9 protein-coding genes and 1 tRNA gene are annotated in these 10587 nt (G+C 68.1%); 1 reads left to right on the top strand and 9 read right to left on the bottom strand.

Annotated elements, in window-relative coordinates:
• Positions 1-103 precede the first annotated feature (103 nt).
• The 8 genes from rpoB to Manayef4_RS14820 all read right to left on the bottom strand — a co-directional run bounded on the left by rpoB (position 104) and on the right by Manayef4_RS14820 (position 8554).
• On the bottom strand, positions 104-3529 hold the full coding sequence (gene rpoB / locus Manayef4_RS14855; RefSeq protein ID WP_070131968.1) for a DNA-directed RNA polymerase subunit beta: 3426 nt from the start codon (positions 3527-3529) through the stop codon (positions 104-106).
• Between the two features lie 883 nt (positions 3530-4412).
• A complete protein-coding gene (gene rplL, locus Manayef4_RS14850; protein ID WP_011435031.1) occupies positions 4413-4805 on the bottom strand; it encodes a 50S ribosomal protein L7/L12 in 393 nt (130 codons plus the stop codon).
• 103 nt (positions 4806-4908) lie between these two features.
• A complete protein-coding gene (gene rplJ / locus Manayef4_RS14845) occupies positions 4909-5472 on the bottom strand; it encodes a 50S ribosomal protein L10 (protein ID WP_011435030.1) in 564 nt (187 codons plus the stop codon).
• Between the two features lie 386 nt (positions 5473-5858).
• Positions 5859-6575, bottom strand: coding sequence for a 50S ribosomal protein L1 (gene rplA, locus Manayef4_RS14840; protein WP_070131967.1), 717 nt, complete (start codon positions 6573-6575; stop codon positions 5859-5861).
• 137 nt (positions 6576-6712) lie between these two features.
• On the bottom strand, positions 6713-7147 hold the full coding sequence (gene rplK, locus Manayef4_RS14835) for a 50S ribosomal protein L11 (RefSeq protein ID WP_070131966.1): 435 nt from the start codon (positions 7145-7147) through the stop codon (positions 6713-6715).
• A 35-nt stretch (positions 7148-7182) separates the two neighbouring features.
• A complete protein-coding gene (gene nusG, locus Manayef4_RS14830; protein ID WP_070131965.1) occupies positions 7183-8016 on the bottom strand; it encodes a transcription termination/antitermination protein NusG in 834 nt (277 codons plus the stop codon).
• A gap of 155 nt (positions 8017-8171) precedes the next feature.
• Complete coding sequence (gene secE, locus Manayef4_RS14825; protein ID WP_070131964.1) at positions 8172-8420, bottom strand: preprotein translocase subunit SecE; 249 nt, start codon at positions 8418-8420, stop codon at positions 8172-8174.
• Between the two features lie 61 nt (positions 8421-8481).
• Positions 8482-8554, bottom strand: a tRNA-Trp gene (locus Manayef4_RS14820).
• Between the two features lie 311 nt (positions 8555-8865).
• Between Manayef4_RS14820 and Manayef4_RS14815 the strand changes: the two genes are divergently transcribed.
• Positions 8866-10074: a pyridoxal phosphate-dependent aminotransferase gene (locus Manayef4_RS14815; protein ID WP_070131963.1), complete on the top strand. Its 1209-nt coding sequence runs from the start codon at positions 8866-8868 to the stop codon at positions 10072-10074.
• A gap of 44 nt (positions 10075-10118) precedes the next feature.
• Here Manayef4_RS14815 and Manayef4_RS14810 read toward each other — a convergent pair whose 3' ends face one another.
• Positions 10119-10547, bottom strand: coding sequence for a MaoC family dehydratase (locus Manayef4_RS14810; RefSeq protein ID WP_011435024.1), 429 nt, complete (start codon positions 10545-10547; stop codon positions 10119-10121).
• Positions 10548-10587: the final 40 nt, after the last annotated feature.

The raw sequence follows: 10587 nt of genomic DNA, 5'->3' as shown, positions 1-10587 counted from the left end.
CTGTCGCCTGCTCTCTCTTTCTCGGTCGGGACGCTGGAGTCGGATGGAGCCGCCGGGGGCCTCGCCGCCCATCAGGGCGGGTGCGTCGGACCCCCGGCGTCCGTCAGACCTCCTCGACGCTGCTCGGCTCACGCCGGGACAGGTCGATCCYGAGTTCCTCCGCCGCACGGAAGACGTCCTCGTCGGTGTCACGCATCTCGATCTGCACGCCATCGCTGGAGAGCACCTCGACGTTGAGGCACAGCGACTGCATCTCCTTGATGAGCACCTTGAACGACTCCGGGATACCGGGCTCCGGAATGTTCTCGCCCTTGACGATCGCCTCGTAGACCTTGACCCGGCCCACGACGTCGTCGGACTTGATGGTCAGTAGTTCCTGCAGGGCGTAGGCGGCGCCGTAGGCCTCCAGCGCCCACACCTCCATCTCRCCGAACCGCTGGCCACCGAACTGCGCCTTACCACCCAGGGGCTGCTGGGTGATCATTGAGTAGGGACCGGTCGACCGAGCGTGGATCTTGTCGTCGACCAGGTGCAGCAACTTGAGGATGTAGATGTAGCCGACCGCCACCGGGTAGGGGTACGGCTCACCGGTCCGGCCGTCGAACAGCTTGGCCTTGCCGGAGGAGCCGATCAGCTGGATGCCGTCGCGGTTGGGCAGGGTGGAGTCGAGCAGACCGGTGATCTCCTCCTCGCGGGCACCGTCGAAGACGGGGGTCGCCACATTGGTGCCGGCCGAGGCGGCGTCCGCGCCGATGCCACGCAGCCGCTCCTTCCAGTCCTCGGTGCCGGAGTCGACCTGCCAGCCGGTCTTGGCCACCCACCCGAGGTGGGTCTCCAGGATCTGGCCGATGTTCATCCGCCGAGGCACACCATGCGGGTTGAGCACGACGTCGACCGGGGTCCCGTCCTCGAGGAAGGGCATGTCCTCGGCCGGGAGGATCTTYGCGATGACACCCTTGTTGCCGTGCCGSCCGGCAAGCTTGTCCCCGTCGGTGATCTTTCGCTTCTGGGCGACGTAGACCCGGACCAGCTCGTTGACCCCGGGCGGGAGCTCGTCGCCGTCCTCGCGGGAGAACACCCGCACGCCGATGACCTTGCCGGACTCACCGTGCGGCACCTTCAGCGAGGTGTCACGGACCTCCCGGGCCTTCTCCCCGAAGATCGCGCGCAACAGGCGCTCCTCGGGGGTCAGCTCGGTCTCGCCCTTGGGCGTGACCTTGCCGACCAGGACGTCGCCGGGCGAGACCTCGGCGCCGATCCGGATGATCCCCCGCTCGTCGAGGTCGGCGAGAACCTCCTCGGCGACGTTCGGGATGTCCCGGGTGATCTCCTCCGGGCCGAGCTTGGTGTCGCGGGCGTCGACCTCGTGCTCCTCGATGTGGATCGAGGACAGCACGTCGTCCTGGACGAGACGCTGGGACAGGATGATCGCATCCTCGTAGTTGTGCCCCTCCCACGGCATGAAGGCGACCAGCAGGTTCTTGCCGAGCGCCATCTCACCGTTGTCGGTGCACGGGCCGTCCGCGATGACCTGGCCGGCCCCGACCCGGTCGCCCTCGTTCACGATCGGCTTCTGGTTGATGCAGGTGCCCTGGTTCGACCGGCGAAACTTCGCCAGCCGGTAGGTGCGCCGGGTGCCGTCGTCGTGCATGACGGTGATGTAGTCGGCCGAGAGATCCTCGACCACCCCCGCCTGGGCGCAGACGACCACGTCGCCGGCATCCTTGGCCGCGCGGGCCTCCATCCCGGTGCCGACCAGCGGCGCCTCGGAGCGCAGCAGCGGCACCGACTGGCGCTGCATGTTGGAGCCCATCAGCGCGCGGTTGGCGTCGTCATGCTCGAGGAACGGGATCATCGCGGTCGCCACGGACACCATCTGCCGCGGCGAGACGTCCATGTAGTCGACCTCGTCCGGCGGGATGAACTCGACCTCACCGCCCTTGCGGCGGACCAGGACACGGTCCTCCGCGAACGAGCCGTCGGGCCGCAGCGGGGTGTTCGCCTGCGCCTTGACGTGCCGGTCCTCCTCGTCCGCGGTCAGCCAGTCGATCTGGCCGGTGACCCGGCCGTTCTCCACCTTGCGGTACGGGGTCTCGATGAAGCCGAACGGGTTGACCCGCGCGAACGTCGACAGYGAGCCGATCAGGCCGATGTTCGGGCCTTCCGGCGTCTCGATCGGGCACATCCGGCCGTAGTGGCTGGGGTGCACGTCACGGACCTCGAAGCCGGCCCGCTCCCGGGACAGACCACCGGGGCCGAGCGCGTTCAGGCGGCGCTTGTGGGTCAGACCGGCGAGCGGGTTGGTCTGGTCCATGAACTGCGAGAGCTGGCTGGTGCCGAAGAACTCCTTGATGGAGGCGACGACCGGCCGGATGTTGATCAGGGTCTGCGGGGTGATCGCCTCGACGTCCTGGGTCGTCATCCGCTCGCGGACGACACGCTCCATCCGGGCCAGGCCGAGGCGGACCTGGTTCTGGATAAGCTCGCCGACGGTGCGTATGCGCCGGTTGCCGAAGTGGTCGATGTCGTCGACCTCGTACTCGGCCGGGTCGGCACCCGCGTGCAGCTTGACGACGTACTCGATCGTGCGCACGATGTCGTTCTCGGTGAGGACACCGACGTCGTGGGCAACACCCAGGGAAAGCTTCTTGTTGACCTTGTAGCGACCGACCTTGGCGAGGTCGTAACGCTTCGGGTTGAAGAAGAKGTTCTCCAGCAGGGTCTGCGCCGACTCCCGTGTCGGCGGCTCACCCGGGCGCAGCTTGCGGTAGATGTCGAGCAGCGCATCGTCCTGGCCGGCGGTGTGGTCCTTCTCCAGGGTGATCCGCATCGACGGGAAGTCACCGAACCGCTCGAGGATGYGGGCCTCGTCCCAGCCGAGCGCCTTGAGCAGCACCGTGACGGACTGACGGCGCTTGCGGTCGATCCGCACGCCCACGGTGTCGCGCTTGTCGATCTCGAACTCCAGCCAGGCTCCCCGGGAGGGGATCACCTTGCAGGAGTACAGGTCCTTGTCGGAAGCCTTGTCGAGGCTGCGCTCGAAGTAGACCCCCGGAGAGCGCACGAGCTGACTGACCACCACGCGCTCAGTGCCGTTGATGACGAAGGTGCCCTTCGGGGTCATGAGCGGGAAGTCACCCATGAACACCGTCTGGCTCTTGATCTCGCCGGTGTTGTTGTTGGTGAACTCGGCCGTGACGAACAGCGGGGCCGAGAAGGTCATGTCCTTGTCCTTGCACTCCTCCACGGAGTACTTGGGCGGTTCGAACCGGTGGTCCCGAAAGGACAGTGACATCGAGCCGGAGAAGTCCTCGATCGGGGAGATCTCCTTGAAGACCTCCTCGAGACCCGAGGTGATCGGAACGTCGTCACGGCCGGAATCGATGGCCTCCWGCACCCGCTCCGCCCAGGCGTCACTACCGATCAGCCAATCGAAGGACTGCGTCTGAAGAGCAAGGAGATCCGGGACCTCGAGGGGCTCGATGATCTTAGCGAACGAGATGCGGGAGGAAGAGCGCGAGGCGGCCAAGGTGGTCCTTCCGGTGGCCTGATCGTCGRGCTGGCGTCGCGGACGTCAAGTATCCGTCGGGGAATGGTCAGGTGATCAGTGTCTCGCTACGGTTGTCAGGAACGGCGGCGGGGGGTGCCCCACCGGTGAGATGATGGCCGCGGGACGTGGAGGCCGACCCCCGGGCGTCCTGCGTAGCGGATGTGCGGCCGACAAGCCGACAACGGGCACGCGGAAGCCTCGCCACGGCATGTGCGCGCGGCGACACGAGTGTCCGCTGAGAACAACGGATCGGTGTATGGGCAAGGGTCTCGCTCAGGGTCCTCGGTGTGGCAGCCRTACAGCCGTGCCACACTCCGGCACGACCAGCGCGCCCCCACATCGTCCCGGACTGACCGCGAGTACCGCTCCGGACCACGTAACCGGRACCGCCTCGCGGTGCATACCAGCCCCCGAACAGGGCCGACCATCACCAACGGCACGACGTCGACGAGGCCGATACAACGAGAAGGGCAGCGCAAACTAGCAGTGTAGCCGAAGGGCACACCGCTGGCAAGGACCTGCGTGATGGGACCACGCAGGGAGGACGTAGCGCACCGCATCCGCTCCCGACGAGGGTTCGCAAACTTGATGGAACTCCGATCCACAGAGGCCGTCAACCCCCTTCGGAAAACGTCACGAACGGACCCGACCTGCCCATCTGTGCATCGGGCCGCCTGCGGTGGACCTTTCGGGCCTTCCAGACAGCACGTGCCGGGGCACCGCAGAGGGGTGCCCCGGCACGGGGGTGTCCGCCACGGCCACGCCGGGTGGCCGCAAGGGACGCCCCGTCCGGCGACGGGCATCGCCGGACGGGGCGTCCAGGGCAGCGGGGTGCTGCCAGTACTGCTCGGACTGCCGGTACTTACTTGACGGTGACCGTGGCGCCGGCGCCCTCGAGGGCCGCCTTCGCCTTGTCCGCCGCCTCCTTGGCGACCTTCTCCAGGACTGGCTTCGGAGCCCCGTCGACGAGGTCCTTGGCCTCCTTCAGCCCGAGGCTGGTCAGCGCGCGGACCTCCTTGATGACCTGGATCTTCTTGTCACCGACGGATTCAAGGATGACGTCGAACTCGTCCTGCTCCTCGGCGGCCGGCGCCTCGCCGCCCGCACCACCGGCGGCCGGAGCGGCGGCCACGGCGACCGGAGCCGCGGCGGTGACACCGAAGGTCTCCTCGAACTGCTTCACGAACTCCGAGAGCTCCAGCAGGGTCAGTTCCTTGAAGGCGTCCAGCAGCTCTTCGGTCGACAGCTTCGCCATGGTGGCGGTTCCTTCCTCGTCATGCCTGATTCGGGGTGGCCTGCTCGTGACTGCGAGCGACCTGATTGTGATCTCGGAGCGGCACCATGGTGGCGCCGCTCGGCTATTCGGCGGCAGCCTCGGCGGCCGGCTGCTCGGCGACGCCGGCGGACTGGCCTTCGCGCTGCTCGCGCAGCGCCTCGGCGAGCCGGGCCACCTGGGACAGCGGAGCGGCGAAGAGCCCGACGGCCCCGGCCAGCGTGCCCTTCATCGCCCCGGCCAGCTTCGCCAGCAGGACCTCGCGGGACTCAAGATCCGCAAGCTTGCGAATCTCGTCGGCGGTCATCGGCTTGCCCTCGACGAAGCCGCCCTTGAGCACCAGTGCCGGGTTCGCCCGAGCGAAGTCGCGCAGGCCCTTGGCCGCCTCGACCGGGTCGCCGCTGACGAAGGCGACGGCGGTCGGCCCGACGAACAGGTCGTCGAGTCCGGTGACCCCGGCCTGCTCCGCCGCAATCTTGGTCAGGGTGTTCTTGACCACGGAGTAGCGCGTGCCCTCGCCGAGGGCACGCCGCAGCTCGGTGAGCTGGCTCACCGTCAAACCGCGGTACTCCGTGAGCACCGCAGCGGTCGAGCCACGGAACTCCTCGACGATCTCCGCCACCGCGGCGGTCTTCTCAGCTTTCGCCATGGGGCTCCTTCGGGGTGTCGGCTGGTCATACGGAAACGCCCCTGGAACATGACGAACGCCCCGGCGCAGGCGCACGGGGCGTGAAGGGCGGCGGTGGCGCTACCGGGTGTGTCACCCGGCTGCGTGCATCCGTCACGGAACTTCCCGTCCGTCACCTGCGCGGGCCGCCCGGGGAACCCGGGGCCTTCGGCCGTCGGTCGAACCGGACGAGGAGTGGCCCTCGACGGGAACGGAGACGGCAACCAGCGGTCTTCGGTGTGGAACTGGATATCAGTGTACGCGACTGTTCGTCGCTGTTCTCGCCCCTGTTCGCTCGCCCGGCGGCCGCACGCATGGCTTCGTGCGGCGATGCCTCCGGACGAGCGAGAGCCGCCGGACGGCTCGGATCAGGCGGCGGCACCCTCGTCGAGAAGGTTGCGGGTGCGGTTCGGGTCGACCGGGATACCCGGGCCCATGGTGGTCGTGAAGGTGATCTTCTTCAGATACCGGCCCTTGGCCGCGGACGGCTTCACCCGGACGATCTCATCCAGGGCAACCGTGTAGTTCTCGATCAGCTGGGTGTCGGTGAAGTTCGTCTTCCCGATGACGATGTGCAGGTTACCCTGCTTGTCCACCCGAAAGTTGATCTTTCCGCCCTTGATGTCGGAGACGGCCTTGCCGATGTCCAGCGTCACGGTGCCGGTCTTAGGGTTCGGCATCAGGCCGCGGGGGCCCAGGACCCGAGCGATCCGACCAACCTTCGCCATCTGATCGGGCGTCGCGACGGTCGCGTCGAACTCCAGGAAGCCCTCCTGGATCCGGGCGACCAGGTCATCGCTACCGACGATGTCGGCCCCGGCCGCGCTCGCCTCAGCGGCCTTCTCCCCGGCTGCGAAGACAGCGACGCGGGGGGACTTCCCGGTGCCGTGCGGCAGGTTGACCGTGCCACGGACCATCTGGTCGGCCTTGCGAGGGTCGACCCCGAGCCGGACCGCAACCTCGACCGTCGCGTCGTACTTCGTCGTCGAGGTCTGCTGCGCGAGGCGGACCGCCTCCAGCGGGCTGTAGAAGTTCTCCGGGTTGATCTTCTCGGCCGCGGCACGGTAGGCCTTGCTGCGCTTCATACTGTCTGTCTCCTCGTGGTGATGGCGGACGGCCGTCGAAGGGACGCGGCGACGTGGACACATCCTGTCCACCCGGCACCTGCGCCCGGCCGCCCTCCCACTGGTCGGTCCGGTGGTGGGGGGAACGCGAGGGCGTACTACTCGCCGACCGTGATACCCATGGATCGAGYGGTGCCGGCGATGATCTTCTCGGCGGCCTCGATCGAGGTGGCGTTGAGGTCCGGGAGCTTGGTCTGGGCGATCTCGCGGATCTGCGCCGTGGTGAGCTTGGCAACCTTGTCCCGGTGCGGGGTGYCACTGCCCTTCTCCACGCCCGCGGCCTTGAGGATGAGCCGCGCGGCCGGCGGGGTCTTCGTGACGAAGGTGAAGGACCGGTCGTCGTAGACGGTGATCTCGACCGGCACGACGTTGCCGGCCTGCGACTCGGTCGCCGCGTTGTACTGCTTGCAGAACTCCATGATGTTCACGCCATGCTGACCCAGCGCGGGGCCGACCGGCGGCGCCGGGGTGGCCTTGCCGGCGTTGATCTGGAGCTTGATGATCGCAGTGATCTTCTTCTTCTTGGGAGGCATGTGCTCGTCTTCCTACCGGGGTTCTACGGAGCGGATCAGATCTTCGCGACCTGATTGAACTGCAGCTCGACGGGCGTCTCCCGACCGAAGATCGAGACCAGCACCTTCAGTCGCTGGGCGTCGAGGTTGATCTCGCTGATGGTCGCCGGGAGCGTGGCGAAGGGGCCGTCCATGACGGTGACGGACTCGCCGACCTCGAACTCCTGCACCCGGACGGTCTCGACCTTCTTCTCCTTCGRCACAACCGGGGCGAGGATCGAGAGGACCTCCTCCCGGCGCAGCGGGGAGGGCCGGTTGGTGAGCCCGACGAACCCGGTCACACCCGGGGTGTTACGGACCGCCGACCACGACTGATCGGTCAGATCCATCCGGACGTAGATKTAACCCGGGTACTTCTTCTGCTGGACAAGCTGCCGCTTGCCGTTCTTGACCACCGGGACCTCCTCGGTGGGCACCTCGATCTGGAAGATGTAGTCCTCCATGTTGAGGCTGGAGATCCGGGTCTCGAGATTGGTCTTGACCTTGTTCTCGTACCCCGCATAGGAGTGCACGACGTACCACTCGCCAGGCGCGTCCTCGATCGCCCGCCGCAGGTCGGCATCGTCGTCGTCGGCATCGTCGTCGGTCAGGGCCGGCGGCACCGTCCCGACCGCCGGGGAGACCGGGAAAGCACCCTCGGGGGTGGGATCGGCCTCGGGGGTGGGATCGGCCTCGGCGGTGGGATCGGCCTCGGCGGTGGCGTAGACGTCGCCGAGCTCGGCGCCGGCGTCCGTGCTCGCCACCTCGTCGTGCTCGAACGCCGCGAGGGGATCGAGACGGGCGAGGGCCTCCCCCTGCTCGGAGGAGGCGTGCTCGGGCGACTGGGACACGCGGACGATCCTTACTCTCGTGAACACTTMTGCTGCTGTGGACCCGCGAAGCGGCGCTGCGCGGGCGTGGGGCCGGACGGGCAGCCAGCTCGCCGATGGGCAGCTCCAGCGACCACCGCCTGCTTCGGCCCCGGYCTGTCCGGCGGTGGGACCCGTCAGCCGAAGATCGCGAGGACCGCCTTCGTGAGGCCGAAGTCGAGGGTAGCCACGAACGCCGTCATCACGCTGACGAAGACAAGCACGACCAGCACATAGGTGATCAGCTCACTCCGCCCGGGGTAGACGACCTTCCGCAACTCCGCCATGACCTCGCGGATGAACACAAGTGGCCGATACCGACGTCGACCCGCGGYACGCGTAGCCCGCTTGGGGCGCGGTGCCGCGTCACGGGTATCGGTCGCCACTCAACTCCACCCACTCCGTCATCGAACCAGCGTCATCGAACCAGCCAACTGTCGAACAGCGCAGGGGCGACAGGACTCGAACCTGCAACCGCCGGTTTTGGAGACCGGTGCTCTACCAATTGAGCCACGCCCCTAGACACACACCCGGATCCTTGCGACCGCTACGCCACCATACCCCGGCTATGCGCTACGTAGCGCATAGCCCAGCCGCACGGCGATGTACCGGAATGGGTACCCGAGCGGATCKAGCATACCCCTTTGCCGCCTGGACTCCGCGTACGGCGATCGCGTCGAGGGGGTAGCGGGGGGCGAGGGGGCTGGCAGCCTGTCACGGAGGTTCGAATGGATGCGGCCGGACGGGCCGGAGGACCGTTGCCGGAGGGTCCGGACGGATCCCACGGTAYGTCCGACGTGCATCCGACACGCGTGTGACAGCCGTGGCAGCATGGCGGCCATGAGCAGGATCTCGCACCGCATCGGGGRAATCGCCCCCTCCGCAACGCTCGCCGTCGACGCCACCGCCAAGGCGATGCGCGCCGCGGGCCGCGACGTGATCGGGTTCGGCGCCGGGGAGCCGGACTTCCCAACCCCGGACCACATCGTCGCCGCCGCCGAGAAGGCATGCCGTGAGCCCCGCATGCACCGCTACAGCCCGGCCGCGGGCCTGCCGGAGCTGAAGCAGGCCATCGCCGAGAAGACCGCCCGAGACTCGGGGGTGATCGTCTCGCCGAGCCAGGTCCTGGTGACCAACGGCGGCAAGCAGGCTGTCTACGCGGCGTTCGCGACGCTGCTCGACCCGGGGGACGAGGTGCTCCTGCCCGCCCCGTACTGGACGACCTACCCGGAGTCGATCCGGCTGGCCGGGGGTGTCCCGGTCGACGTCGTCACCGGTCCGGAAGCCGGGTACCGGGTGACGGTGGAACAACTGGAGGCGGCACGCACCCCGCGGACCAAGGTTCTGCTGTTCAACTCCCCGTCGAACCCGACCGGCGCCGTCCACACCCCCGAGGAGGTCCGCGCGATCGGACGGTGGGCCGAGCAGGCCGGGATCTGGGTCATCAGCGACGAGATCTACGAGCATCTGGTCTACGGCGAGACAAGGTTCGCCTCCGTTCTCGCCGAGGTACCTGAGCTCGCCGAACGCTGCATCATCGTCAACGGGGTCGCGAAGACCTACGCGATGACGGGATGGCGGGTCGGTTGGCTGGTCGGGCCGGCGGACGCCGTAGCCGCCGCGACCAACCTCCAGTCCCACGCGACGTCGAACGTCTCGAACGTCGYCCAGGCCGCCGCGCTTGCCGCGGTCGCCGGCCCGCTGGATGCGGTCGCCACGATGCGCACCGCCTTCGACCGCCGCCGGCAGACGATGCACCGCCTGCTGTCGCAGACGCCCGGGATCCGCTGCCCACTGCCCGACGGGGCGTTCTACTGCTATCCGTCGGTGCGGGACGTGCTCGGGCGCACCCTGCGCGGCCGTATCCCCACCACGTCCGCGGATCTGTGCCAGCTGATCCTCGAGGAGGCTGGGGTCGCGATCGTGCCGGGTGAGGCCTTCGGCACTCCCGGCTTCGCCCGGCTGTCCTACGCGCTGAGCGACGACGATCTCGTCAAGGGAGTCAGCCGCCTCTCCGCCCTGCTCGCCGAGGCGGCCTGAGGCCGCCGGGCGGCTCAGCGGCCGGACCTGCCGCGCGGCAGGCCTCAGCGCAGCCGGACGGTCGCCCGGGCCGCCATCAAGACCTTTTTTCCGTCGCATCGGGTGGTGAGATTCACCACCACCAGGTTGTCGTCGAGCTTCTTCTCGACCATGCCACGCACGGACACCGTCGCGCCGGCGCCGTCGTCGGGCACGATCACCGGGGAGGAGAACTTCACCCCGAACTCGACCACGGCGCCCGGGTCCCCGAGCCAGTCCGTGACCAACCGCGCGGCCGTCGCCATGGTCAGCATGCCGTGCGCCAGCACTCCCGGTAGGCCGGCCTCGGCGGCCGCCCGATCGCTCCAGTGAATGGGGTTGAAGTCGCCGGACGCACCGGCATACCGGACAAGATCATCCCGACGCAACGGGAAAAGTCGCTCCGGCAGCTCGGTGCCGACCTCGACGTCGTCGTAGCTCACCGTGGCGGTCATCGTTCTCCAGATCGTGAGGACGCCCGGGGTCGCCCGGAAC

It is taken from the genome of Frankia sp. CgMI4, from assembly GCF_001756285.1.
GTDB lineage: Bacteria > Actinomycetota > Actinomycetes > Frankiales > Frankiaceae > Frankia > Frankia casuarinae.
The sequence above is the reverse complement of the archived record's forward strand: the minus strand, read 5'-3'. Positions and strand labels throughout refer to the sequence as shown.

Excerpts from the sequence above, each read along its gene's own strand:
- rplL (WP_011435031.1), bottom strand. The coding sequence starts at position 4,805 with ATGGCGAAGCTGTCGACCGAAGAGCTGCTGGACGCCTTCAAGGAACTG.
- rplJ (WP_011435030.1), bottom strand. The coding sequence starts at position 5,472 with ATGGCGAAAGCTGAGAAGACCGCCGCGGTGGCGGAGATCGTCGAGGAG.
- rplA (WP_070131967.1), bottom strand. The coding sequence starts at position 6,575 with ATGAAGCGCAGCAAGGCCTACCGTGCCGCGGCCGAGAAGATCAACCCG.
- Manayef4_RS14810 (WP_011435024.1), bottom strand. The coding sequence starts at position 10,547 with ATGACCGCCACGGTGAGCTACGACGACGTCGAGGTCGGCACCGAGCTG.